The organism is Bradyrhizobium sp. Leo114 (assembly GCF_055229415.2).
In genome coordinates this window covers 203,757-228,595 of the sequence record NZ_JBUYEN020000011.1, presented here as the reverse complement: position 1 = coordinate 228,595, position 24,839 = coordinate 203,757, and the positions used below count along the sequence as shown (strand labels likewise).

Below are 24,839 nucleotides of genomic sequence, written 5' to 3'. Positions count from 1 at the left end.
GACAACCGCCGAAAAGCCTTCTTGAACTTCCCCATACGACTCCCTCCGCCTTGTGGGAGCCGCTCTCAGAATCCATCCTGCAAAACAACGCAATAGAGGCCGCAAATCCATATGCGATTCCCCTGCCCGCAAGCGGGAGAGGGGGTGCAGCGTCGTCCTGGTTGGCTTCGTGACTCAATCTCTTCATATCCCTAGCCGGTGGCGCTGATCGGGGCCAGCGTGAGCGGGCGGGTGTCGTGGTGCTGCAGGCGGAAGAAGGAGGCGTAGCGGCCGCCGCGGCGGAGCAGTTCGTCATGGCGACCGCGCTCGACGATCTGGCCGCCCTCGACCACCAGGATCGCGTCCGCATGCATGATGGTGTGCAGCCGATGCGCGATCACGATCGTGGTGCGGTTCTGGCAGAGATGCTCGATCGCCTCCTGCACCTGCTTTTCGGATTCGGAATCGAGCGCGGCGGTCGCTTCATCAAGCAGGATGATCGGCGCGTTCTTGATCAGCGCACGCGCCACCGCGATGCGCTGGCGCTGCCCGCCGGACAACTGCGTGCCGAGTTCGCCGACCGGGGTGTCGTAGCCGAGCGGGAAGCTGGTGATGAAGTCGTGCGCACAGGCCGCCTTGGCCGCGTCCACGATCTCATCTTCGGTGGCGCCGGGCTTGCCGAAGGCGATGTTGTTGCGGATGGTGTCGCGGAACAGATAGACGTCCTGGCCGACATAGGCGGTCTGCTGGCGCAGCGAGCGCCGCGACACCGAAGAGATCGATTGGCCGTCGATCAGGATGTCGCCCTCACTCGCTTCATAGAAGCGAAGCAGCAGCGCCAGCACTGTGGACTTGCCGCCGCCGGAGGGGCCGACCAGCGCGGTGACCTTGCCGGGCTCGGCGACGAAGCTCATGTGGTTCAGCACCGGCGCGTCGGCGCGATAGGCAAAGCCGACATCGCGCAGCTCAATCCGCGCTTCGGTCAGCCTCAAGGCCGGCTTGTCGTCGTCGGAGCGTTCGCTCGCGGGGCCATCGACGACTTCGAGCAGCATCCGCGCGCCGACCAACTGGCTGTTGAGATCGATGTTGAGCCGCGACAGCCGTTTTGCCGGCTCGGTTGCCATCAGGAAGGCGGTCATGAAGGAGAAGAACGCGCCGGGGGTCGCGTTGAGCGCGACCACGCTGTAGCCGCCATAGAGCAGGCAGCCGGCCACTGCGAAGCCGCCGAGCATCTCCATCAGCGGGTTCGAGCGGTTGGCAACCCGCGCCATCTTGTTGGCGTTGCGCTCGACGGCCGTGATGTTCGCGTCGATGCGCTGCTTCATCGTCTCTTCCAGCGTGAACGCCTTCACGGTGCGGATGCCCTGCAGCGATTCCTGCATGGTCTCGAGGATGTCGGCGGTGCCGGTGAACTGGTTGTAGGCGAGGCCCTTGATGCGCTTCACCAGCTTGCGCAGGATCAGCATCGCCGGCGGCACCACCACGAGGCCAATGAACGACAGCACCGGATCCTGGAACACCATCACGCCGATCATGGCGATCAACGTCAACAGATCGCGCCCGATGGCGTTGATCAGCATGTTGAGGACGTCGGTGATGGATTTGGCGCCGGCAGTCAGCCGGGCCAGGAATTCCGACGAATGCCGTTCGGAGAAGAAGCCGATGCTTTCGCTCATCAGCTTGGCGAATAACTGACGCTGATTGTTGGCCAGGATGGCGTTGCTGATCTTCGCCAGGATCACGGAGTGGCCGTAGGTCGCCACGCCCTTGATGAACAACAGAATGACGGTCACGCCGGAGAGACGCGCGATGCCGGCAATGTCCCTGTCGATATAGGCCTGGTTGATCACCTGACCCAGGATATAGGCGGCGCCGGCGGTGGCGCCGGCCGATATTGCCATCAGGACGAACGCTTGCAGATAGCGCCGCCAATAGGTGAGCCCCTGCTCGGCGATCAGACGGCGAATCAGGATCGCCGCCCCATAGGGGTCGTCAGTTATCTTTCTTGGAGGCTCGGTCATCCGCGTTCCCTTGACGCCGCGTTGTTCGGAAGCGGGCGCGCGTCAGCGTCAGGCGAACGACTCCTTGCCTGCGAAACAGATGTTTTTCAAGCCATATTCAGGCCAAATAACGGCTTGATTTTCAGGCCGATTCCGCCTGCTGGAGCGGGCCGCCGCGCTCCAGGAACAGCTTTTGCTCCCAGGCCAGCGCATGCGCCGCGATGGTCTCGAGATCGTCGTATTTCGGCGTCCAGTCCAGGAGCGTGCGGATGCGGCTGGTGTCGGCGACCATGGTCATGATGTCGCCGGGACGGCGCGGCGCAACCGACACGGCGAAATTGCGCATGGAGACGCGGCGCACCGCCTCGATCGTCTCCAGCACCGAATAGCCGCGGCCATAGCCGCAATTCAGCGTGACCGAACCTCCGCCGGCACGCAAATAGGACAGCGCGGCGTGATGCGCCTCGACGAGATCGGTGACATGGATGAAGTCGCGGATGCAAGTACCGTCCGGCGTCGGATAGTCGCTGCCGAACACGTCGACCTTGGCGCGCTGGCCGGTGGCGGCCTCGACCGCGATCTTGAGCAGATGCGTCGCGCCGATGGTGGAAAGCCCGATGCGGCCCAGCGGGTCGGCGCCGGCGACGTTGAAATAGCGCAGCACGACGTAGCTCATGCCATAGGCGGTGGCCACATCATGCAGCATGATCTCCGTCATCAGCTTCGACATGCCGTAGGGCGACAGCGGCCGCGTCGGCGCGGTTTCCGGCACCGGCACCTCTTCGGGATTGCCGTAGACGGCAGCGGTGGACGAGAAGATGAAGCGCCTGACGCCCGACTTGACCGCGGCGTTCAACAGGCTCTGTGTGGTCATCGTGTTGTTGCGGTAGTAGCCGAGCGGATCGCGCATCGATTCCGGAACCACCACCGAGCCGGCGAAATGGATGATGCTCTCGACGCCGTGCTGGGCGATCACGCCCTCGACGAGATTTTCGTCGCCGGCATCGCCGATGAACAGCGGCACGCCTTCGGGCAACAGGGCGGAGAAGCCGGTCGAGAGGTTGTCGACCACCACGACGCTTTCGCCGGCATCGACCAGCGCGCGCACCATGTGACTTCCGATATAGCCGGCGCCGCCGGTGACGAGCACGGTCATGACTTCACCTCTCCCCGCTATTTTCCCGGGATGTTAGCGGGGGCGCGATGAAGAGGGGGTTTCGTGGCCTCAGAACTGGCCCCTATGCTTAATGTTGCGTATACGAACTCCTGCAAAGGGGGACTTACGTGCCGATCGAGAACAATCCGGCCGCTGAGCTGCAACTGATCGTGCCGAATCTGCACAGGCGCTATTCGGGCGTGACTGCGACCAACCGGATGGTGGCACCGAAGCTTGCGAAGATGTTCCGCGCCGCATGGCTCGGCTCGCATGCGCCCGAGGGCATCGCGCGCATGGGCTTCGCTGACCTTCTGAAATTATGGCGCCGTCCTGCGCCGCTGATCTGGCACGCGCGGCGCAATGACGAGATGATCGTGGGCGTGCTGCTGCGCGCGCTCGGCTGGCCGCTGAAACTCGTGTTCACGTCCGCCGCGCAACGCCACCACACCTGGCTGACTCGCTGGCTGATCCGGCAGATGGATGCGGTGATCGCGACGAGCGCGTTGTCTGCGTCCTTCCTCAAGCGCGAGGCGACGGTGGTGATGCATGGCGTCGACACCGAACGTTACGCGCCGCCAGCCGACCGCGCGGCGGCGTTCGCCGAAAGTGGCCTGCCCGGGCGCTACGCGATTGGCTGCTTTGGCCGCGTGCGCGCGCAGAAGGGCAGCGACGTCTTTGTCGAGGCGATGTGCCGGCTGTTGCCGCGCTATCCGGATTTTTCGGCGGTGCTGGTCGGCGCCGTGGTGCCGGAGCAGCAGGGGTTTGCGAACGGGCTGAAGCAGCGGATCGAGGCTGCGGGGTTGACGTCGCGGATCAGGATATCAGGTGAAGTCCCGATCGAGGAGGTCGAGCGCTGGTATCAGCGATTGACCATCTACGCTTTCACCTCGCGCAACGAGGGCTTTGGGTTGACGCTGATCGAAGCGATGTCATCAGGCGCGGCGCTGGTGGCGGCGCGCGCGGGCGCGGCCGAATTCGTAGTCGAGGATGGCATCACCGGCGTGCTGGTGCCGCCGGGTGATGTCGATGCGCTCTGCGCCGCGCTCGAGCCGTTGATGCACGATCCGGCGGCTGCGGCTGCGATGGGAGAGCGGGCGCGGGCCTGCGTGGTGGAAAAATTCAGTCTCGACGCCGAGGCGAACGGGATCGCGGCGGTCTATCGCGCGCTCGCCTGAGCCAGCACGCGCTCGGCGATATCGGCCACGTCAGAGGCCGGAATATCGCGCATGCAGCGGTGGTCGTTCATGGTGCAGACCGGGCGATGGCAAGGCTGACACGGCACGTGCGTCTTGGTCACCACGGTTGCGGCGAGGCCGTTGAGCGGCGCCCAGTGATAGGGGCTCGTAGGGCCGAAAATGCCCATGGTCGGGGTGCCGAGCGCGGCTGCGACATGCATCAGGCCGGAATCGTTCGAAATCGCGACGCTCGCCGCGGCCATCGCCAGGATACCGTTGCGCAAGTCCGTGCCGGTGAGGTCGCGGACACCGGCGCCGCCGGCGGCGACGATCTCCGCAGCCAGCGCCTTCTCGCCGGGGCCTCCGACCACCCAGACGTCAAAACCGCGCGCGGCCAGCAGCCGTGCAGCCTCGCCGTAATAAGTCCAGCGTTTGCCCGAGCCGACCGAGCCGGGCGCCAGCGCGATCGCGGGACCGCGGCTCAACCCGTTGGCTTGCCGCCAGCGCTCGGTTTCCTCGGCGGGAACCCGCAATTGCGGCACCGGCCATTCGGGCGGAAATTTCGCGCCCACGGGCAAAGCGAGCGCCGACATCTGGTCGACCATGCGATCCAGCTTCTTCTCGCCCCAGCGCATGTGGTTGATGAGGCCGAACCTCGCCTCGCCGCAAAAGCCCACCCGCTCCGGGATGCCGGCCAGCGTGGGCGCGATCGCCGATTTCCAGGTGCGGAGCATGACCAGGGCGGTGTGATAGCCGCGGGCGCGAAGTTCCCCTGCCAGGCCGAACTGTTTTGCCACCGCCAGGCGGCCGCGCGGCAAATCCCAGACCACCTTGCCGCGGACACCCGGCATGTAGTCGACCAGAGGCGCGCAGAGCGAGGTTGTGAGCATGTCGACCGGACGATTCGGCCAGCGCTGTTTCAGCACCCGCACGACGGTATGGCCGCGGACGAAATCGCCGATCCACATATAGGGGATGATCAGGATCGGGCGGGTATCGCCGGCGTCCTCGACCTCAATGCTTTCTATTGAATCAATATTCATATCTTCTGTGCGGGAACCCGGCGCTTTTGCGGCCCCGTCGGTAGCCGCTCTCCATCCGGAGGTAAAGTCAGCCGCATTTCATCCACCGCGCAAGTTGCCTGCGCCGCCGGACTGGGGCAAAGCTGGCGCCGCACAAATCAGGGCAGGGATCGGCATGTTGCTGGTGACCGGCGGGGCCGGTTTTATCGGGTCGAATGTCGTGGCCGCGTTGAATGACGCCGGCCGCACGGACGTCGTCGTGTGCGACGCGCTTGGCCATGACGGCAAGTGGCGCAATTTGGCAAAGCGCCAGCTTACCGATGTCGTGCCGCCATCGGAGCTTTCGGCGTGGCTGTTGGGCCGGCGGCTCGATGCGGTGATCCACCTCGGAGCGATCTCGGAGACGACGGCGACCGACGGCGATCTCGTGATCGAGACCAATTTCCGCCTGTCGCTGCGGCTGCTCGACTGGTGCACGGCGAATGCGACGCCGCTGATCTATGCGTCCTCGGCCGCGACCTATGGCGACGGTGAAGCGGGATTTCGCGACGAGCAGACGGTCGTGGCGCTGAAGAAACTGCGGCCGATGAATCTCTACGGCTGGAGCAAGCATCTGTTCGATCTCACTGTGGCCGAGCGCGCCGCGCGCGGCGAGAAATTGCCGCCGCAATGGGCGGGCCTGAAATTCTTTAACGTGTTCGGGCCGAACGAATACCACAAGGGCACCATGATGAGCGTGCTGGCGCGGCGCTTCGACGACATCAAGGCAGGCCGCACGGTGCAATTGTTCAAGTCGCATCGCGATGGCATCGCCGATGGCGACCAGCGGCGCGACTTCATCTATGTCGACGACACCGTGCGGGTGATGATGTGGCTGCTCGCCACGCCTTCGGTCAGCGGATTGTTCAATGTCGGAACCGGCACTGCGCGCAGTTTCCGCGACCTGATGCTGGCGGCTTATGCCGCGCTCGGGCTAAAGCCGAACATCGAGTATGTCGACATGCCCGAACAGATCAGGGGCAGCTATCAATATTTCACGCAAGCCGATGTCGATCGCTTGCAGCGTGCGGGCTATAACGGCGGTTTCACGCGGCTCGAGGACGCCGTCGATGCTTACGTGAACGGCTTCCTCGATCGTCCCGACCGCTACCGCTGACGGGCAAGGAAACAGATGCTCGATTTCGAAACCCTGTCGCAGGCGCTTTCCCGTCAGACCGTGCTCTGCATCGGTGACCTGATGCTGGACGAGTTCGTCTATGGCGAGGTATCGCGGATTTCGCCCGAGGCGCCGGCGCCGGTGATCGCGGTCCAGCGCAGCGAGACCAATGTCGGCGGCGCCGGCAATGTCGCGCGCAACATCGCGTCGCTCGGCGGCCGCTGCATTTTTGTCGGCCTCATCGGCGAGGATGAGACGGGCGCGAGACTGAAGACAGCACTGGCGGCCGAGAGCGGGATCGAAAGCCGGCTGGTGTGCGACAGCGCGCGCCCGACGACGCGGAAGGTGCGCTTCGTCTCCGAGCATTTTTCCACCCACATGCTGCGCGCCGACTGGGAGCAGGCGCAGCCGGCGACAGGCGAGATCGAGCAGCAACTGATCGATACGATCCTCCCCGAGCTCGCCCGTGCCGACATCGTGCTGCTGTCTGATTATGCCAAGGGCGTGCTGACCGCGCGGGTGATCCGCAACACCATCGATGCCGCGCGCAAGCTTGGCAAGCGCGTGATCGTCGATCCTAAGAGCCTCAATCTTGCGATCTATCGCGGCGCGACGCTGCTCACCCCCAACCGCAAGGAATTCGCTGAGGCGACGCGGAGCCGCGCCGATACGCCCGGTGCGATCGCCGAAGCGGCGGAGGACGCGATGCGGCTCGCCGATTGCGAGGCGATGCTGGTGACGCAGGGCGAGCGCGGCATGACTCTGGTGGTGCGTGACGGCGAAACCGTCCACGTGCCGGCGCTGCCGGTGAAGGTTCGCGACGTCTCCGGCGCCGGCGACACGGTTGCGGCTGCACTCGCGCTGTCGCTCGCCGCCAACGCCGATTGGGAGACCGCGTTGCGGGCGGCAAGTGCGGCGGCCGCGGTCGCCGTCGGCAAGACCGGAACCGCGACGGCCACGCCGGTCGAGCTCAGGCGCAAGATCCTGCCGCATGCCTCGCTTGCGGCGGAAGAGAAGATCGTCGCGGCCGGCGGCGATCTCGGCGCCCAGCTCAGCGAATGGCGCCGGCAGGGCCTGCGCGTCGGTTTCACCAACGGCTGTTTCGACATCCTGCATCCTGGCCACGTCAAGGTGTTGACGGCGGCGCGCGGCGCTTGCGATCGACTGATCGTCGGCCTCAACAGCGACGCCTCCGTCGGGCGGCTGAAAGGGCAGGGGCGCCCGGTGCAGGACGAGCGCGCACGTGCCGAAGTGCTGGCGGCGCTGGAGGCGGTCGATCTCGTCGCCATTTTCGAGGAAGACACGCCGATCAACCTGATCACGGCGATCAAGCCGAGCGTGCTGGTCAAGGGCGGCGACTATACCCGCGCGCAGGTGGTCGGCCATGAGGTCGTCGAAGCCAATGGCGGCGAGGTGCTGCTGGTCGACATCCTGCCCGGCTTCAGCACGACCTCGCTGGTCGCCCGTGCCCGCGGAGGCAAGGCGTGAGCACGGCGGCGGGCTTTTCTCCCGTAAGCGCGGCGCTGCCGGCCTGGCGCAACCCGGCCGCCTGGACCAAAGCGGCCGACATCGTCGCCGTGCTGCTCGCGCTGTCGCTGCCCTGGTCGACCTCGCTGGTCGGCATCTTCGGCGCAGTGTTCGTGGTCGTGGTCGCACCGACGCTGGATCTGAAGTCGTTCCTGCAATCGCTGAAGCAGCCGATCGTCGCGCTGCCGATCGCACTGTTCGTGCTCGCGGTGGTCGGCATGCTGTGGTCGGACGCGCCCTGGGGTGCGCGCACTTATGCGGTGAGCCCGACGGCCAAGCTCTTGGTGCTGCCGTTCCTGCTCTACCATTTCGAGCGCTCGTCCCGGGGCATGTGGGTGTTCACCGCGTTCCTGATCTCCTGCACGCTCCTGATGGTGATGTCCTGGCTGGTAGTCCTGCAGCCCAGCCTGTCGTTGAAACCGCCAATCGATGCCGAGCGCGGCATCTTCGTGAAGAACTATATCGACCAGAGCCAGGAGTTCACGCTCTGCGCGGTGGCGCTGGCCTATCCCATCGTCACCCTGCTGCGCGCGAAAAAATTCGCGCTGGCCAGCCTGCTGGTCGCGATTGCGTTGAGCTTTTTCGTCAACATGGCCTTTGTGATCGTCTCGCGGACGGCACTGGTGACGGTGCCCGTGATGTTTGCGGTGTTCGCGTTCCTGCATCTAAAATGGCGCAACATCCTGATGATAGTTGGAGCGGTGGCAGTATTGGCGGCGGTCGCCTGGCAGGCCTCGCCGCAACTGCGCGGGACAGCAGCGAGCTTCAGCAAGGACTATCGGGAATACAAGGAGCAGAACCGGGCGACCTCGATCGGGCTCCGGCTCGAATACTGGCGCAAATCGCTGGGCTTCATCGCCGATGCGCCTTTGATCGGCCATGGTACCGGCTCCACCCGCGGGCTGTTCGCGCAAGTCGCGACCGGGGGGACCGCCGAGGAGCTCAAGGCGACCAGCGATGTGGTTGGCAATCCGCACAACCAGACATTGAATGTTGCCGTGCAATGGGGCATTGTTGGCGTCGTCATTCTCTATGCCATCTGGTTTTGGCATCTCAGACTGTTTCGGGGCGAGGGGCTGGTCAACTGGATCGGGCTCCTGGTGGTCGTGCAGAATATCTTTACCTCATTGTTCAACTCGCACATCTTCGATTTCCACGAGGGTTGGATGTACGTGCTCGGCGTCGGCGTCGCCGGCGGTATGGTGCTGAAGGCGAAATCGGACGCCGCGGCCGTAAAACCGCCGAGCTCGGTCACGCCATGATCTCTGGCCTGCGCGCTGCATATGGGCTATCAGCAGCCCAGAACGCTGTTGCAAACCTGTTGGTCCTTGGCCCATCCGTCACATGACGCGCTTCTCTCAACTCACGGCACGCAACTTCCTGATCGTGATGCATGACGCGGTCGCGACCGCATTCGCGCTCCTGGCCGCATTCTATCTGCGCTTCGAGGGCGATCTGCTCACGGATCGCCTGCCGCTGTTGCTGCGCATCCTGCCCTGGTTCGTCGTCTTCAGCGTGATCATCTGCTACGTCTTCAATCTCACGACCTCGAAATGGCGTTTCATCTCGCTGCCGGACGCCCTCAACATCCTGCGGGCCTCGGCAGTCCTGACGCTGGCACTGGTCGTGCTCGACTACGTCTTCTTCTTCATCGCGCCGAGCTTCCACGGAACCGTGTTTTTCGGCCGCATCACCATCGTCCTCTATTTCTTCCTCCAGGTATTCTCGCTGGGCGCGCTCCGCTTCGGCTACCGCTATTTCCGCTACTCGCGCACGCGCCACCATGCCCGCACCGAGGATGCTGCGCCGACGCTTCTGGTCGGGCGTGCAGCGGATGCCGAGATCGTGCTGCGCGGGATCGAGAACGGCGCCATCAAGCGGATCTGGCCGGTCGGCGTACTGTCGCCGTCGAATTCCGATCTCGGCCAGCAGATCCGTAACATCCCGGTGCTTGGCAGCGTCGACGATGTCGAAACCGTGATCCGCGAGTTCCAAAGCCGCGAGAAGCCGATCAAGCGGCTGGTGATGACTTCGTCGGCGTTCGAGCCCGACGCGCATCCGGAATCGGTGCTGATGCGGGCAAAGCGGCTGGGCCTGATGGTCAGCCGCCTACCGTCGCTCGAGGGCGGCGATGCGCCGCGGCTGACCAATGTCGCGGTCGAAGACCTGCTGCTGCGTCCGACCGCGACGATCGACTATGCCCGCCTGGAGGGGCTGGTGAACGGCAAGAGCGTCATCGTCACCGGCGGCGGCGGTTCGATCGGCGCCGAAATCTGCGATCGCGTCGCGACGTTCGGTGCCGCCCGCCTGCTGGTGATCGAGCATTCGGAGCCGGCGCTCTATGCGGTCACCGAGGCGCTCGCGGCGCGCGGGGCCCAGGCGGCGGTGGAAGGCCGCATCGCCGACATTCGCGATCGCGAGCGCATCCTGCGGCTGATGCGTGAATTCAAGCCCGACATCGTGTTCCATGCCGCGGCGCTGAAACACGTGCCGATTCTCGAGCGCGACTGGAGCGAGGGCGTCAAGACCAACATCTTCGGATCGGTGAACGTTGCGGACGCCGCACGCGAAGCCGGCGCCAAGGCGATGGTGATGATCTCCACCGACAAGGCAATCGAGCCGGTCTCGATGCTGGGCCTGACCAAGCGCTTTGCCGAAATGTATTGCCAGGCGCTCGATCACGATCTTGCGGCGCAGTTCGGCGACAAGCCGCATATGCGCCTGATCTCGGTCCGGTTCGGCAATGTGCTGGCGTCGAACGGCTCGGTGGTGCCCAAATTCAAGGCGCAGATCGAGGCGGGTGGCCCGGTCACGGTCACGCATCCCGACATGGTGCGTTATTTCATGACCATCCGCGAAGCCTGCGATCTCGTGCTGACTGCGGCCACGCATGCGCTGACGCTGGCGCGACCCGACGTCTCGGTCTACGTTCTCGAAATGGGCCAGCCGGTCAAGATCGTCGAGCTGGCCGAGCGGATGATACGTCTGTCCGGCCTGCAGCCCGGCATCGACGTCGATATCGTCTTCAGCGGGATGCGGCCGGGGGAGAGGCTGAACGAGATCCTGTTCGCGAGTGAGGAGCCGACAGTCGAGATCGGGATTGCCGGAATCATGGCAGCCAGGCCGAACGAGCCGCCGATGGCGACCTTGCGCAAATGGCTGGCTGCGCTGGAAGAGGCGATCGCCAGAGACGATCGCACCACGATCCGCGGCGTGCTGAAGGATGCCGTGCCTGAATTCGGATCGAACGCCGCGTGATCCGCTCCTGATCCGCGAGACCACCGATGCAGAAGCCCGGAAAAGTCGTCGTCGTCAGTCAGCACTATCCGCCGGACCGGAGCACGACCGCCGCGATCATGGCTGCGATAGCGAACCGCCTTGCGAAGGAGGTGGACGTCCTGGTGCTGTCGGGATGGCCGGGCTCGGCGTCGAAATTGGCAGCCGATCGGCCGGTGGTCGAGGAGATCAAGAACTGGATGCCTGGCAAGGCCGCGCTCCTCAAGCGCGCCGCCGCCGAGCTGCTGTTCACCGCGCGTACCTTCTTCGCCGTTCTCAGGCGGCTTGAGCGCGGCGACGTCGCGCTGACGGTGACGGCTCCTTTTGTGCTGCCTTACGCCGTCGCCGCCGCGGCCAGATTGAAGCGCGCCCGGTCGATCCTGATCATGCACGATCTGTTTCCGGAGGTGCTCGTCCTGAGCGGCCTGTTGAAGCCGGGCTCGATCGTCACCAGAGCGATGCGGGCCATGAACGGGCTGATGTTCCGCGCGTTGACCACCGTCGTCATCATCGGCCGCGACAGTGAGAAATTGCTGCTCAGCTATCGCGGCATGACGCGGGACAAGATCGAATTCATTCCGAACTGGACCACCATCGACCCCGCGGTTCGTCCGGTTGCGGCCGACAATGCCTTCCGTCGCGGGCTTGGTGGCCGTTTTGTCGTCGGCCTTTCCGGTAATCTCGGCTTCACCCACGATCCTGTGATCGTGTTCGAGGCGGCGCGCCGGCTGAAGGATGATCCCGGCATTCATTTCCTGCTCTCGGGCTGGGGGCTGGGTTTCGACAAACTGCGATCGATGCAGTCCGAGGCGAAGCTCGCCAATATCACGCTGGTGGACCGCGTTGCGGATGAAGATCTGCAGGATTTCCTGTCGGCGGCGGACCTCTGGCTCATTCCTTATCGAAAGGACGTTGCCGGTGTCTCCGTGCCGAGCCGGTTCTACAATCTGCTTGCGGTGGGGCGGCCCGTCATCCTCATATCCGAGCCGGATGCCGAAGCCGCGCTGACGGTAACGGAGCACGATCTCGGGCGGGTTGTGACGCCGGGCATGCCGGCGCAACTGGCCGAGGCGATTCGTGCAGCATCGCGAACTCCCGATCCGACGCTGCCGGAGCGGGCCGTCGCGGTGGCGAGGAGCTATAGTCCCGAGCGTGCCTTGACAGGATACGCAGCCCTCATTCAGAGACTGATTGGATCGGAAGAGCGGTGTCGGGAGTTACGGTCGTGACTAAAGACCAGCCCGTGGTGTTGGTGACGGGAGCGAGCGGGTTCGTCGGCCGGCATATGTCGCCGGTGCTGGCGCGCAACGGTTGGGTGGTGCGACGTGCCGTCCGCAAGCCGACAGGCGGCGCCGACGAGGTGCCGATCGATTCGATCGGCCCCGTCACGGACTGGCGGGCCGCGCTCGAGGGCGTCGATGCGGTCGTGCATCTGGCGGCGCGCGTGCATCACAGGCGGGAGGAACACACCGTCGAGCTTTATCGCACCGTCAATCTTGAAGGCACGTTGCATCTGGCCCGTTGCGCGGCCGACGCCGGTGTCCGCCACTTCATCTTCGTCAGCACCGTGCTGGTGCACGGCCGAAGCACTGACGGCCGCGCGCCATTCAGCGAGAACGACGTCCTGACCCCGCGCGGCCTCTATGGAATGTCGAAAGCGGCGGCCGAAGCAGGATTGAGGCATTTGGCGCAGGGGAGCCAGATGAAGGTCACGATCATTCGGCCACCATTGATCTACGGGTTCGGCGCCAAAGGTAATCTCGCGTTGCTCGAAAAGGCGATCGGTCTCGGCGTCCCGCTCCCGTTTGCGAACGTGCGCAACCGTCGTGCGTTCGTCTCGGTGGAGAATCTGACATCATTCGTGCTGCATCGGCTTTCTCATCCGGACGGCCAGTTCAACATTTTCCTTGTCGCGGATGACGAGCAGGTGTCGACGCCCGAATTCATCGAGCTCCTCGCGGCCGCAGCAGGCAAACCGGCGCGCCTGTTTTCCATGCCGCGGCTAGTGTTGAGTTCGTTGTTCAGCATCACCGGCCGCAACGAGGCCAATGAGAGCCTGTTCGGCTCGCTCGAACTCGACCTGTCCAAGGTCGCGTCTACCGGCTGGCGGCCGCTCATCGGCCTCAACGAGGGCTTGAAGCGCGCCTTGCGGGGTTTCGACCACCTGATCGATTAACCGACCGTTGAGCACCTTCTCGCCCGGATGGCGATATTTCACGGGCCCGGAAAACGCTCACAGGCGCGTACGCAAGGCGCGCGCGCTCCTATAGCTCTTTGGCAACCGTTCGCTTGCTGCTGACGGACGAATATTGAACGGGCGGCGCTCCGCCTACCTCCATGATGTTCGCTGTTGGCCATCGCCCATGGGTTGCTCAAAAAAGGCCAGCCAGATCATCAAGAGTGGCCCGCTGCGCAACTACAGCCGTAACGTGATTCCCGTCAGTCGACATACGGCGGTAACTGACGTGACCGTACTGCTCTTCAGTCACCGAGGGTCAACAGCCGGCATCGCACGCAATCCGATCGGGGGTCGCGTAGGACGTCAGAACGATGTTCGATCGGATACAGGAGGATGGCCTTGCTGGATACGTCAGAGCCGCTGGAATCCGAACAAGGCAAATATCGTGCATTGCTTCTTGCCGCACTTGGCGGTGTTCTGGAGAATTACGACTTCATCGTCTTCGCCCTTTTCGCAAGGGTCCTGGGGCAGCTTTTCTTTCCGCCCGAGATGCCCGAATGGATAGCAGTCGCGCAGACCTTCGGCATTTTTGCCGCCGGCAATTTGGCACGTCCGCTCGGAGCGATCATTCTGGCACATTATGGCGACCTGCTCGGCAGGAAGCAGACCTTTGTTTTCAGCATATCGCTGATGGCCGTTGCCACCTTTGGAATTGCCTTTGCGCCGACTTACGCGAACATCGGCAGCGCGGCGCCGGTCGTGCTGTTGATGCTGAGGATATTGCAGGGCGCTGCATTGGGCGGCGAACTGCCGGGAGCCTGGACCTTCGTGGCCGAACAAGTGGCTGCGCCTCGCATCGGCTTCGCCTGCAGCATGTTGAGCAGTGCGCTTGCGATCGGCAATCTACTGGGAGCGTTGGCTGGCGTCATCGTGAACCGGCTGTACAAACCGGCAGAGGTCCTGGCCTTCGGCTGGCGACTTCCATTCGTGGCTGGCGGCATCATTGCGCTGCTGGCAGTCTATGTGCGTCGCTCGTTGACGGAAACTCCGATCTTTCGCGCCCTGCAAAACAAGGGTGAACTTGCCGCCGAACTGCCGTTGAAGATCGTGCTTCGAAGCTATGGTCGCGGCGTCCTTGCCTCCTCCGCGCTGGCTTCACTCATCGCAGTGACGATCGTCGTCATGTTTGTCATGGTGCCAACGCTGATCCAAACCAGCTACGGCATCGATGCCGATCGGGCGTACGAAGCCGTCAGCCTCGCGACCGCCTGCCTCGCAGTGAGCTGCATCTGCTGCGGCACGCTGGCCGACATGTTGGGCGCCAGCCTTTTTCTGGTCGTGTGCACACCCGTTTTGGCAGCCTCGGTCTATCTGTTCTTTGCGTTGCTGCCGGGACATCCCGAAAGGCTGTTCCCGCTCTATGCGCTGGCCGGCACGTCCGCCGGCGTTCTCGCAGGCATCCCGCCGATGCTCGTGGAAAGCTTCCCTCCCGCCGTGCGATATACCGGTGTCGCGCTCTCATACAATGTCCCCTATGCTGTATTCGGCGGAGTCACGCCGCCGCTCATTGCGTTGGCGCTCCGCGTCGATCCTTTGGCGCACGCGCATGCCGTCCTTCTTGCCTGCGCCGCCGCCTTCCTCATAGGTTCAGCGCGACTGGTCCGCGGCCAAAAACAAAAACCATCAGTGCAACTGGAAGCTTTGCCGCGATGAAAGCGACGGCAATCGGTAAGGAATCCGGATCTCCCGGCAACGAGCGGCTGCGGTTCTCCCATAGATTAACTTGCTGATTGGCGGCTATTGTCTTCGAAAGCCATCGCCTGCAACCTTGTGCGGTCGACCTTGCTCAGGGCGTTGCGTGGAAATGTTTCGAGTACCCTTAAGGCTTCCGGAACCTTGTAGGGCGCAAGCCGCGTCGCGACGTTTTGCAGGATCTCCGCAACGACGATTTCGCTCGTGCCGGCCACCAGTTTCACGAAGCCAAATATGCGCTGACCCAGCACCGTATCGGGCTTGCCGACTACAACCGCTGCTACGACCGCGGGATGACAGGCAATCAGGGCTTCCTCAATTTCGATCGGCGAAATGTTGGTTCCGCCGCGGATGATGATGTCCTTTTTTCGCGACACGAACCAAAGCTCATTGCCTTCGCCGCGCCGCATCAAGTCGCCACTGTGATACCAACCGTCCTTGAGGCTTTGCGCGGTTGCGATCGGATCGTCCCAATACCTCGTGAAGACGTTAGGACCGCGGATCAGGAGCTCACCAATCTCGCCGTGGAGGACATCCGCCCCATGATTGTCGACCAGCCGAATCTCCGCCCCCTCGACGATCCGGACAACGGGTCCTGATGCCAGTCCGAACGTGAAGGTTCCGACCGCTTCCGTCGCATTCCAAAGGTTGTAGAGAGGCGCTCCAAGAACCGATGCAGCCTTTTCCTGAATCTCGATTGGACAGGCGTCCGCACCAGTGGTGCAGAACCGCAGCGAAGACAGGTCTCGCGGCCTGGCGAGCTGGGCCTCGATCAGCGCCGCGTATTGGGCAGGAAAGCCGAGCAGACAGGTGCCGCGATAGCGTTCGACATTGTCGAGCACGACATCGGCATCAAAGCTCTCCAGCATGATGAAGGGGGTGCCGAGTCGGACAAGAGCCAGTGAGCGAAAGACGCCGCTGGCATGCGTCATGATCATCGACAATATGACGACATCCTCCGCCAGTAAGCTACCATGCTTGCAAACGAGATCCGTCGCTGCCGCCAGCGTGCCCGGCGTATGTGCGACGAATTTGGGATAGCCACTGGTGGTGCCGGATGTATTGATCAGTACAGCAGGCTCGTCGGAAGGGGGCTTCGGGAAATGCACATGCGCTGCCTGTTTCAGGTCATTCCATAGCCGCAGGCCGAGCGCATTGGCGTCTCCATCCACCAGAATACGGCTCGTCCGCGGAAGGATCGCATCGTCGATCGGGGCAACATTCTGATAGAGCGCGGCTTGACCGATATAGAGCGCAGGCTGCAATCGCTGCAGTAGCGGCGCGAGCTCGGCAAATTTGAAGGCGGTTCGTAGTGGCGCCGCAATCGCGCCCAGTCTGTAACACGCGTAGTAGCCGACCAGAATTTCGGGGCAATTCATCATGTGAAGCGCGACGCGGTCGCCTGGTTTGACGCCGTTCGCGGCGAGACCTTGTGCGACAGACTCGGCTTCGGCCTCCAGTCGGCTGTAGGTCCATACGTCTTCGTTAAAAACAAAGGCCGTGCTTTCGGGGCGCACACGCGCCTGATGCATCAACGCTTCTGTCGGCGTGAGCGACATGGAAACCGTCTACGAGATGAGTAGGCTGTATTTTATGCTGGCTGGACAGCGTTACTCCGTGATTTCACATTGAGAGAAATGGTTGCATCCGTAAGAAACGCGCTTGGCGACCTCGAAAGATCGTTGATTGACGCGTTTTCTTCACGTGAACCGGTGTCCGCTTCGATCGAAGACGCTCTATCGTCCCCGTCTGTGCGAAAATCTATAGAGCTGCCACGCCACCGCACTCGCGCCAACGAGCAGCAGAACGAGGCTCGCCGCGGCCGAATCCAATTGGATCGACAACATCGCGAGCAGCGCGAGCGCGACATTGAGCGCGAAGACTTCGCCGACGACGCGCGACACGGAAAATCCATTGTCCGTCGCGCGCTGGTAAAAGTGCGAGCGGTGAGCCGCCCAGAATGGCTCTCCGTTGATCAGCCGGCGCAGCAGCGTGATCGTGGCATCAGCCAGGTAATAGAGCGGCAGCAGCAACGCCGCGGCGACCTGCTGGTGATAGGCGAGCTGGAGCAGGCACCAGCCGAGCAGAAGCCCGATTGGCAGGCTGCCGACGTCGCCGAGGAAGATCTTTGCCACAGGGCGATTGAAGGGAGAGAAGCCGAGCAGCGCGCCGCAGAGCGCCGCCGCCACCAGCGCTGTCGAAGGCGGAACCTGCGCCCAAAAGCCAAGCAGTGCGACTGCCGCCGTGATCGGCACCGCTTCGGCCGCCGTCATCAGGTCGAGCCCGTCCATGAAGTTGACGAGGTTCACGAACCATAGCCCCGCGATCAGCAGCAAGCCGCGCTCGATCCAGAACGGGACGGTCGATACGATCCTAAGATCGGCGGGCGCGGCGAACACGACCACAGCCACCGCCAATCCCTGCAGCAACAGGCGCGGCAGCACGGGCACGGGCTTGATGTCATCGGCAAAGCCGACAGCGGCGATGAACAACGTCGCAGCGAAGACCGCAAGGGGGACTTGCAGCGTGCCGTTGCCGCTCAATGCGACGAGCGTGCCTGCCGCGACCAGCGTCGCCACGATCACGGCGATCCCCGCGCCCTGCGGCGTCGGGATTCGATGAGATGAGCGCGCATTCGGCTTGGCGAGCGCCACGCGCAACAGCATCGGCCGCAGCAGCCAAACGAGGAGCGCCGACAATAACGCAGCAAGCGCCGCGGCGACGACCGAAAGCGCGATATCAGCGTTGGTCATTCGATTGGCGAGAGCGATTGTGCGGGGACATCGATCGGCTTGTCCCCTTGTGCTTTCTTTTCCGCGCTAAGAATCCACACCAGTCCGCCAAATGCGCCGACGATGAAGGACACGGCGCCGAACAGCAACGAAACGTTGACGCCCTCGTTGGCCGCCAGCCCGGCGTAGCCGAAGGCGAGACCCATGCTCGCCTCGCGCACGCCCCAGCCGGCAATCGAAATCGGCAGCATGGTGATCAACATCACCGGCGGCACCAGTTGAAAGATCTGGCTGAACAGCAGCGGTGCGGAAATGGACTGCGCCACGCACCAGACGATAACGACGGCCAGGATGTGAACGAGCAGTGAGAGCACCGCGACCTTCGGCCCGCGATCCCAACTGAACAGCACCTTGTTTGCGATGACGGCGCAGGCGTGGATGTGGTGCGTTCCCCACCAGCGCTTCAGCCACGGCCAGTTCAATGCGCCGAGCAGGAGAAAGCCGCCGCCGGCCGCAAGCGCCGCGAAATCGATCAGGAGCAGCGCCGACCGTCCCTGCGGATCGTTGATCAACCGATAGCTCCACGGCAGGCTCGCAACGATGAGCATGGCCAGCGCGATCAGGCCGATGGCGCGGTCGACGAAGATCGAATAGGTCGCGGCGCGCCAGCCGGCGCCCGCGCGCGCGACCAGCCACAGCCGCACCGCATCGCCGCCGATCGACGATGGCAAGGTCTGATTGAAGAAGGTCCCGATGACGTTGAAGCGCATCGCCTGCCGGGTTTCGAGCGGCGCGCCGCATTCGGCGCTGATCTCGCGCCATCGCAATACGCCGAGGAAGATCTGCAGAAAGGTCACCGCGATCGCGAGAGCGATCCAGCCCAGGCTTTCGACGCGGATGCGCGCAGCGAGATCATACAGGTTGACCTTGCGGAGCGAGAGGTAAAGCAACGCAGCCGAGATCAATATCTTGATGGTCGAAAGCAGTATCCGGCGCATCTCGTCAGCGCTTGCCAGGTTCGAGAAAGATGTCAAAAACGGCGCAAATCGGCGCCGTGCGCCGAATTTGGTGGCCTTGGTATGGGTTTAGGACCGATCTTGCAATAGCCGTTCGATCGCTCTTGCGGCAGCCTCCAACCGGCGGCTAAAGAGGGCCTGAACGGGGACTGCCGGGTTGCCCGGATATTTGGCTTGCATGCTCATAAAGGTTTACGCTGCCCACAAAAACTCATCTGAAGGGACTAACCGGTGTGGTAGCGCTTGCGGGTGGAAAACCCGCCCGCCAAGGGCTGTCATCTACTGCTGGTCGCGTCCGTGACCCCGGGCATTTCGCCGATGTCGACAATGTGAAGGGGATAGGGACATCGGTTCCGGAGGAACGATGAGGACGTTAACTATTGTCGGGCAGCCCGATCATTACAGAATTCGAGGTTAGGATGGACCGAATTATTCCACTGATCATGTGCGGCGGGGCGGGCACGAGGCTGTGGCCGGCGTCGCGCGAGGTCCATCCGAAGCAGTTCCTGCCGTTGTTCGGGACCCGCTCGACCTTTCAGGAGACGCTGCTGAGGGTGTCGGATCCGGCGCTGTTCGAGCGGCCGATCGTGATCACCAACAACGCCTATCGTTTCATGGTGCTGGAGCAACTGGCCGGCATCGGGCGCGAGGCGGACGTGCTGCTGGAGCCGGCGCGGCGCGACTCGGGGCCGGCGATCGCGGCCGGCGCCGCCTTTGCACAAGCGCGCGACAGGGACGCGACCGTGCTGGCGCTCGCCGCCGATCACGTGGTCGGCGACACCGAGGCCTTCGTCGCCGCCTGTCGCGAGGGGCTGGCTGCCGCGAAAGCAGGCCGCATCGTCACCTTCGGCGTCAATCCCGAGCGCCCGGCCACCGAATACGGCTATATCAGCCCCGGCGATACCATTTCGGGACAGGTGCGCGCGGTCGCAAAATTCGTCGAGAAGCCCGACGCCGCAACCGCGGCCGACTACATCACGTCGGGCTATCTCTGGAACAGCGGCAACTTCATGTTCCGCGCCGCCGTGCTGCTTGATGAGTACCGCAATTTCGATACCGCGAGCGTGCAGGCGGTGACCGAGGCGGTGACGAAGACCGAACGCGATCTCGGCTTCGTCAAGCTCGATGCGGATGCGTTCGGAGCGGCGAAGGCGATCTCGATCGATTACGCGGTGATGGAGAAGACCGCGCACGCGGCGGTGGTGCCGGTGTCCTGCGGCTGGTCGGATGTCGGCTCCTGGCACGCGGTGTGGGAATTGTCTGATAAAGACGGGCAGGGCAATGCCGCGCGCGGTGCTGCGGTGTTCGAAGATTCGCGCAACTGCAACGTCGTGACCGACCGCGCGCTGGTCGCGCTCGAGGGCGTCGACGACCTCGTGGTGGTGGCGACACAGGACGCCATCCTGGTGTCGCGGCAGAAGGACGCCAACGGCTTGAAGCGCCTGGTGGCGAAACTGAAGACGGTGGCGCCCGAGGTCACCGAGAACCACATCAAGGTGCATCGGCCCTGGGGCTCGTACCAGTCGGTCGACAATGGCGAACGCCACCAGGTCAAGCGCATCATCGTCAAGCCGGGCGAGCGGCTGTCGCTGCAGAAGCACCATCACCGTTCCGAGCACTGGATCGTGGTCCGTGGTGCTGCGCGCGTCACCGTCAACGAAACGGTGAAGACCGTGCACGAGAACGAGTCGATCTACATCCCGATCGGCGCCGTGCACCGGCTGGAGAACCCCGGCAAGATCCTGCTGGAATTGATCGAGGTGCAGACCGGCAGCTATCTCGGCGAGGACGACATCATCCGCATCGAGGACGACTATCAGCGCACCTGATGATGCGCTGTGCATCGATTTTGTCCCCGATCGCCGGCGAGACGGTGTAATCTTTTGAATCAAAACGTGTCCGGATTTGCGCGTTGGCATTCGCCACATTTGTGACAGCATGCTATAGCGTGTGCGTGACGATGCTTCGGGGAAAGAAAGCACGTCAGGACAAGGGGATAGGGCTGCGGCCTGATTCGGTGGAATCAGGCTGGTCCGGGGAAGAACGCGCAACCGATGGGCGCCACCAAAAGTCTGTTGGGGTAACCACATGAGTTCCAAAGGGTCGGGGTTGGCCGCAGAAGCCGGGATCAGGCGTGCCTTGCGCGTCGGGGTTATCGGCGCGGGGGTGATGGGCAGCAACCATGCCCGCGTGCTGGCGGGATTGCCCGAGGTCACGCTGGTCGGGATCGTCGATCCTCTGGCTGAACATCGCGCGCGCGCCATTGCGCTGGTCGGGTGCCGGGCCTTTGCGACGCTCGATGAGTTGCTCGCCGAAGGCGTCGATGCCGTGACGATCGCGGCGCCGACCCATCTGCATCACGAGATCGCGCTCACCTGTATCGCGCAGAACGTCCATATCCTGGTCGAGAAGCCCGTCGCCTCCACGGTCGAGGAGGGCAACGACATCGTCAACACCGCGCGGCAGGCTGGCGTGACGCTGATGGTCGGACACGTCGAGCGCTTCAACCCGGCGGTGGTCGCGATCAAGCAGGCGATATCGGGCGAAGACATCCTCTCGATCGGCATTACCCGCGTCGGTCCGTTTCCGCCGCGCATGTCCAATGTCGGCGTCGTCATCGATCTGGCCGTGCACGACATCGATCTGATCCGCTGGTTCACCGAGTCTGAAATCGTCGACGTGCAGCCGCAGCTTTCGAGCGCCGTGGCCGAGCGTGAGGACATCGCGCTGTTGCAATTCCGTACCGCCTCGGGCGTGCTTGCGCATATCAACACCAACTGGCTGACGCCGTTCAAGGCGCGCAGCGTCACGGTCGCGACGCGCGGCAAATATGTGATGGGCGATCTCCTGACCCGTCAGGTCACGGAGTGTTTCGGCTTCAAGCCCGACGGCAGCTATTCGATGCGGCATTTGCCTGTCGGCCACGACGAACCGTTGCGCGCCGAATTGATTGCGTTCCTCGACGCGGTGAGGGGCGGGAAGGAGCCGGCGGTATCAGGCAACGAGGGCGTCGCGAGCCTCGAGATCGCGATCAAATGTCTGGAAACGCCGGCCACGCCCGCCGCGACCGTCGCCCGCAAGGCGCCGCGCCGCGTCGCCGGCTGATAGCTTCCCTCACGCCTCCCGCAAGGTCCCATGAACCAGCATCTGCGCCCAGAACCCATTCCCTTCATCGACCTTGCCGCGCAGCGCCGCCGGCTCGGCACCTCCGTCGATGAAGCGGTCTCCCGCGTGCTCTCCCATTGTCAGTTCATCAATGGGCCGGAAGTGTCGGCGCTGGAGGCGGAACTTGCAAAGTTCTCGGGCGCAAAACATGTGGTGGCCTGCGCCAGCGGCACCGACGCGCTTCTGATGGTGCTGATGGCCAAGAAGGTCGGCCCGGGCGATGCGGTGCTGTGCCCGTCCTTCACGTTCTGCGCGACCGGCGAATCGGTGGCGCTGACCGGCGCTACGCCGGTTTTTGTGGACGTCGACGAGACAACGTTCAACATGGATGCCGCCTCGCTGAAGCGCGGCATCGCGACCGCCAAGGCGCGCGGCCTCAAGCCAGTCGGCGTCATTCCAGTCGACCTGTTCGGGCAGAGCGCCGATCACGACGCGATCGCTGCGGTCGCCAAGGCCGAAGGTCTGTTCGTGCTCGATGACGCCGCGCAGGGCTTTGGCGCTACCTACAAGGGGCGGCGGATCGGCACTTTTGGCCTGGCGACGGCGACCAGCTTCTTCCCGGCAAAGCCGCTCGGTTGCTTCGGCGACGGCGGTGCGATCTTCACCGACGACGACGACGAGCTTGCACAGACGCTGCGCAGCATCCGCGTGCACGGCCAGGGCTCCGACAAGTACGACAACGTGCGCCTGGGCCTGACCGGGCGGCTCGACACCATGCAGGCGGCGGTACTGCTCGAGAAGCTCAAGATTTTCGAAGAAGAGATCGCGGCGCGCAATGAGGTCGCGGAGCGCTATGCGCGCGGGCTCGGTAACGTCGTGACCGTGCCGCGCCTTGCCGCCGGCTGCAGCTCGATCTGGGCGTGCTATACTATCCGCCTGCCCGAGGGCACCGACCGTGACGGCTTTGCCGCGGCGCTGAAGGCGCAGGGCGTTCCGACCGCGATCTACTATACGAAATCGATGCATCAGCAGACCGCCTACCGCGACTTCCCGGTGGCGGAGGGCGGCCTGCCGGTCAGCGAACGGCTTTCGAACGACGTCATCAGCCTGCCGATTCACGCCTATCTCGACGAGGCGACGCAGGGGCGAATCATCGAGGCTGTGCGCGGCGCGCTTTCGTCCTGATTTCGCCGTTTTGCGGCGCCGGTGCTTGGGCTAGAACCGGCGCATGCTTGGACGCATCTTCACGGTCGGCGGCTACACCCTGCTTTCGCGGCTGACGGGGCTCGCACGCGACATCATGCTCGCAGCGATCCTCGGCGCCGGACCCATTGCCGACGCCTTCCTGGTCGCCTGGCGCCTGCCGAACAATTTTCGTGCGATCTTCGCCGAGGGCGCGTTCAACACCGCGTTCGTCCCGGCTTACGCCCATGTCCACGGCAAGGGCGGCGATACGTCCGCGCGCCTGTTCGCCGACCGCATCTTTACGCTGCTGTTCTTGTCTCAGCTCATCCTGCTGGTGCTGGCCTGGGCCTTCATGCCGCAGGTATTGCGCGTCCTGGCGCCCGGCTTCACCGATGACGCCGAGCAGCGCCAGCTTGCGATCGAACTGACGCGGATCACCTTTCCGTATCTGCTGCTGATCACCATGGTGACGCTCTATGGCGGCATGCTCAACGTGATGCAGCGCTTTGCCAGCGCGGCCGGGGCATCGATCCTCCTCAATCTGTCGATGATGGCAACGCTGGCGCTGGCGGCCTTCTTCCCGAGTGCGGGGCATGCCGCGGCCTGGGGCGTGCTGATTTCCGGCTTCCTGCAATATTTCCTGCTCGCGGGCGATCTGGCGCGGCACGGCACGCTGCCGCGCTTTGCCATGCCGCGGCTCGACGAGGACGTCCGCGCCTTTTTCCGCGCGATCGGGCCGGCGACGCTGGGCTCGATGGGTACGCAGGTTGCCGTGTTCGCCGACACCATCATTGCGACCTTCCTCGCGGCCGGCGCGCTGTCGGCGCTCTATTACGCCGAGCGGCTCTACCAACTGCCGATCGGCGTGATCGGGATCGCGGTCGGCACGGTGCTGCTGCCGGAAATGTCGCGGCGGATCACCGCGCAGGATGTGGCGGGGGCAGCGGCTGCGCAGCGCCGCGCGTTTGATTTCACCCTGCTTGCGACTGTGCCCTTTGTCTCGGCCTTCCTCACCGTGCCCGACATCATCGTGCGCGCGGCGTTTGCGCGCGGCGCCTTTACCAAGGCCGACGCGGCGGCGGCTGCCGCGACGCTGGCGGCCTATTCGATCGGCCTGATCCCGTTCGTGATGATCCGCAGTGCGGTTGCGACATTCTATGCACGCAAGGATACGGCAACGCCTGTGAAGGCGTCGCTGACGGGGCTCGGGGCCAATCTGCTGCTGAAGATCGGCCTGATGGCCCCGCTCGCCCAGATCGGGCTTGCGCTCGCTACCGCCGTAGGCGCCTGGATCAACCTGCTCCTGGTGTTCGGCTTTGCGGTGCGCGCCGGCTATCTCGAGCTCGATCGCCTGATGATGCTGACCTTTGCGAAATTCGCCGTCTCCGGCCTCGTGCTTGCGGGGGCGCTTTGGTGGACCGAGCGATTCGCAGCCGTCTATTTCGCGCAGATGCACCTGCTGCGCGACGAAACCATCCTAGCGCTCCTGATTGCAGTCGGCGCCTTCGTCTATGGATTTTCCATCCTGGTGCTGTTCGGGCGCGGATGGCTCTTCGCCCTGCGGCGCGGATAGTTTTCA

18 protein-coding genes are annotated in these 24,839 nt (G+C 63.8%); 12 read left to right on the top strand and 6 right to left on the bottom strand.

What is annotated here, in order from left to right; all coding sequences use genetic code 11:
• Positions 1-191: 191 nt before the first annotated feature.
• Positions 192-2,000 (bottom strand): ABC transporter ATP-binding protein, encoded by a 1,809-nt coding sequence (locus ACZIRK_RS16305; RefSeq protein ID WP_463327733.1) that lies wholly within the window; start codon positions 1,998-2,000, stop codon positions 192-194.
• A gap of 121 nt (positions 2,001-2,121) precedes the next feature.
• Positions 2,122-3,135, bottom strand: a complete 1,014-nt coding sequence (gene galE / locus ACZIRK_RS16300) for a UDP-glucose 4-epimerase GalE (RefSeq protein ID WP_463327732.1) — start codon at positions 3,133-3,135, stop codon at positions 2,122-2,124.
• A 128-nt stretch (positions 3,136-3,263) separates the two neighbouring features.
• On the opposite strand from galE, the gene ACZIRK_RS16295 reads away from it, so the two are divergent.
• On the top strand, positions 3,264-4,310 hold the full coding sequence (locus ACZIRK_RS16295) for a glycosyltransferase family 4 protein (RefSeq protein ID WP_463327731.1): 1,047 nt from the start codon (positions 3,264-3,266) through the stop codon (positions 4,308-4,310).
• On the opposite strand, the gene waaF is transcribed toward ACZIRK_RS16295, so the two are convergent.
• Positions 4,292-5,353 (bottom strand): lipopolysaccharide heptosyltransferase II, encoded by a 1,062-nt coding sequence (gene waaF / locus ACZIRK_RS16290; RefSeq protein WP_463327730.1) that lies wholly within the window; start codon positions 5,351-5,353, stop codon positions 4,292-4,294. The two genes, ACZIRK_RS16295 and waaF, sit on opposite strands and share 19 nt — an antisense overlap.
• Before the next feature lie 154 nt (positions 5,354-5,507).
• Between waaF and rfaD the strand changes: the two genes are divergently transcribed.
• The 7 genes from rfaD (at position 5,508) to ACZIRK_RS16255 (ending at position 15,183) form a co-directional block, all read left to right on the top strand.
• Entirely contained in the window at positions 5,508-6,488 is a 981-nt protein-coding gene (rfaD, locus tag ACZIRK_RS16285) for an ADP-glyceromanno-heptose 6-epimerase (RefSeq protein WP_463327729.1), read from the top strand.
• 15 nt (positions 6,489-6,503) lie between these two features.
• Entirely contained in the window at positions 6,504-7,976 is a 1,473-nt protein-coding gene (gene rfaE1 / locus ACZIRK_RS16280; protein ID WP_463327728.1) for a D-glycero-beta-D-manno-heptose-7-phosphate kinase, read from the top strand.
• On the top strand, positions 7,973-9,277 hold the full coding sequence (locus tag ACZIRK_RS16275) for an O-antigen ligase family protein (protein WP_463327727.1): 1,305 nt from the start codon (positions 7,973-7,975) through the stop codon (positions 9,275-9,277). The genes rfaE1 and ACZIRK_RS16275 overlap by 4 nt, the downstream gene beginning before the upstream one ends.
• 82 nt (positions 9,278-9,359) lie before the next feature.
• Positions 9,360-11,273 (top strand): polysaccharide biosynthesis protein, encoded by a 1,914-nt coding sequence (locus ACZIRK_RS16270; RefSeq protein ID WP_463327726.1) that lies wholly within the window; start codon positions 9,360-9,362, stop codon positions 11,271-11,273.
• A gap of 26 nt (positions 11,274-11,299) precedes the next feature.
• Positions 11,300-12,520, top strand: coding sequence for a glycosyltransferase family 4 protein (locus ACZIRK_RS16265; RefSeq protein WP_463327725.1), 1,221 nt, complete (start codon positions 11,300-11,302; stop codon positions 12,518-12,520).
• Complete coding sequence (locus tag ACZIRK_RS16260) at positions 12,517-13,467, top strand: NAD-dependent epimerase/dehydratase family protein (RefSeq protein ID WP_463327724.1); 951 nt, start codon at positions 12,517-12,519, stop codon at positions 13,465-13,467. Before ACZIRK_RS16265 ends, ACZIRK_RS16260 begins: the two co-directional genes overlap by 4 nt.
• A 396-nt stretch (positions 13,468-13,863) precedes the next feature.
• Positions 13,864-15,183 carry an MFS transporter gene (locus ACZIRK_RS16255; protein ID WP_463327723.1) on the top strand — a complete coding sequence of 440 codons (1,320 nt, stop codon included), beginning with the start codon at positions 13,864-13,866 and terminating at the stop codon, positions 15,181-15,183.
• Positions 15,184-15,248: 65 nt separating this feature from the next.
• Here ACZIRK_RS16255 and ACZIRK_RS16250 read toward each other — a convergent pair whose 3' ends face one another.
• From ACZIRK_RS16250 to ACZIRK_RS16240, 3 genes are all read right to left on the bottom strand, one after another.
• Positions 15,249-16,781, bottom strand: a complete 1,533-nt coding sequence (locus ACZIRK_RS16250; protein ID WP_463327722.1) for a class I adenylate-forming enzyme family protein — start codon at positions 16,779-16,781, stop codon at positions 15,249-15,251.
• 177 nt (positions 16,782-16,958) lie between these two features.
• Entirely contained in the window at positions 16,959-17,975 is a 1,017-nt protein-coding gene (locus ACZIRK_RS16245; protein WP_463327721.1) for an MraY family glycosyltransferase, read from the bottom strand.
• Entirely contained in the window at positions 17,972-18,952 is a 981-nt protein-coding gene (locus ACZIRK_RS16240; RefSeq protein WP_463327720.1) for a lysylphosphatidylglycerol synthase transmembrane domain-containing protein, read from the bottom strand. Before ACZIRK_RS16240 ends, ACZIRK_RS16245 begins: the two co-directional genes overlap by 4 nt.
• 437 nt (positions 18,953-19,389) lie before the next feature.
• On the opposite strand from ACZIRK_RS16240, the gene ACZIRK_RS16235 reads away from it, so the two are divergent.
• The 4 genes from ACZIRK_RS16235 (at position 19,390) to murJ (ending at position 24,833) form a co-directional block, all read left to right on the top strand.
• On the top strand, positions 19,390-20,799 hold the full coding sequence (locus ACZIRK_RS16235) for a mannose-1-phosphate guanylyltransferase/mannose-6-phosphate isomerase (RefSeq protein WP_463327719.1): 1,410 nt from the start codon (positions 19,390-19,392) through the stop codon (positions 20,797-20,799).
• Between the two features lie 259 nt (positions 20,800-21,058).
• Positions 21,059-22,075 carry a Gfo/Idh/MocA family oxidoreductase gene (locus ACZIRK_RS16230; RefSeq protein ID WP_456643405.1) on the top strand — a complete coding sequence of 339 codons (1,017 nt, stop codon included), beginning with the start codon at positions 21,059-21,061 and terminating at the stop codon, positions 22,073-22,075.
• A 30-nt stretch (positions 22,076-22,105) separates the two neighbouring features.
• Positions 22,106-23,260: a DegT/DnrJ/EryC1/StrS family aminotransferase gene (locus tag ACZIRK_RS16225; protein ID WP_463327718.1), complete on the top strand. Its 1,155-nt coding sequence runs from the start codon at positions 22,106-22,108 to the stop codon at positions 23,258-23,260.
• 43 nt (positions 23,261-23,303) lie between these two features.
• The gene (murJ, locus tag ACZIRK_RS16220) at positions 23,304-24,833 is read left to right on the top strand and encodes a murein biosynthesis integral membrane protein MurJ (protein ID WP_463327717.1); all 1,530 of its coding nucleotides are present in this window, start codon (positions 23,304-23,306) and stop codon (positions 24,831-24,833) included.
• The last annotated feature ends 6 nt before the right edge of the window (positions 24,834-24,839 follow it).

What these genes read in the sequence shown, in the direction of transcription:
- ACZIRK_RS16305 (WP_463327733.1), bottom strand. Translation starts at nt 2,000, where the DNA reads ATGACCGAGCCTCCAAGAAAGATAACTGACGACCCCTATGGGGCGGCG.
- galE (WP_463327732.1), bottom strand. Translation starts at nt 3,135, where the DNA reads ATGACCGTGCTCGTCACCGGCGGCGCCGGCTATATCGGAAGTCACATG.
- waaF (WP_463327730.1), bottom strand. Translation starts at nt 5,353, where the DNA reads ATGAATATTGATTCAATAGAAAGCATTGAGGTCGAGGACGCCGGCGAT.
- rfaD (WP_463327729.1), top strand. Translation starts at nt 5,508, where the DNA reads ATGTTGCTGGTGACCGGCGGGGCCGGTTTTATCGGGTCGAATGTCGTG.
- rfaE1 (WP_463327728.1), top strand. Translation starts at nt 6,504, where the DNA reads ATGCTCGATTTCGAAACCCTGTCGCAGGCGCTTTCCCGTCAGACCGTG.
- ACZIRK_RS16270 (WP_463327726.1), top strand. Translation starts at nt 9,360, where the DNA reads ATGACGCGCTTCTCTCAACTCACGGCACGCAACTTCCTGATCGTGATG.
- ACZIRK_RS16265 (WP_463327725.1), top strand. Translation starts at nt 11,300, where the DNA reads ATGCAGAAGCCCGGAAAAGTCGTCGTCGTCAGTCAGCACTATCCGCCG.
- ACZIRK_RS16255 (WP_463327723.1), top strand. Translation starts at nt 13,864, where the DNA reads ATGGCCTTGCTGGATACGTCAGAGCCGCTGGAATCCGAACAAGGCAAA.
- ACZIRK_RS16250 (WP_463327722.1), bottom strand. Translation starts at nt 16,781, where the DNA reads ATGTCGCTCACGCCGACAGAAGCGTTGATGCATCAGGCGCGTGTGCGC.
- ACZIRK_RS16245 (WP_463327721.1), bottom strand. Translation starts at nt 17,975, where the DNA reads ATGACCAACGCTGATATCGCGCTTTCGGTCGTCGCCGCGGCGCTTGCT.
- ACZIRK_RS16240 (WP_463327720.1), bottom strand. Translation starts at nt 18,952, where the DNA reads ATGCGCCGGATACTGCTTTCGACCATCAAGATATTGATCTCGGCTGCG.
- ACZIRK_RS16235 (WP_463327719.1), top strand. Translation starts at nt 19,390, where the DNA reads ATGGACCGAATTATTCCACTGATCATGTGCGGCGGGGCGGGCACGAGG.
- ACZIRK_RS16230 (WP_456643405.1), top strand. Translation starts at nt 21,059, where the DNA reads ATGAGTTCCAAAGGGTCGGGGTTGGCCGCAGAAGCCGGGATCAGGCGT.
- ACZIRK_RS16225 (WP_463327718.1), top strand. Translation starts at nt 22,106, where the DNA reads ATGAACCAGCATCTGCGCCCAGAACCCATTCCCTTCATCGACCTTGCC.
- murJ (WP_463327717.1), top strand. Translation starts at nt 23,304, where the DNA reads ATGCTTGGACGCATCTTCACGGTCGGCGGCTACACCCTGCTTTCGCGG.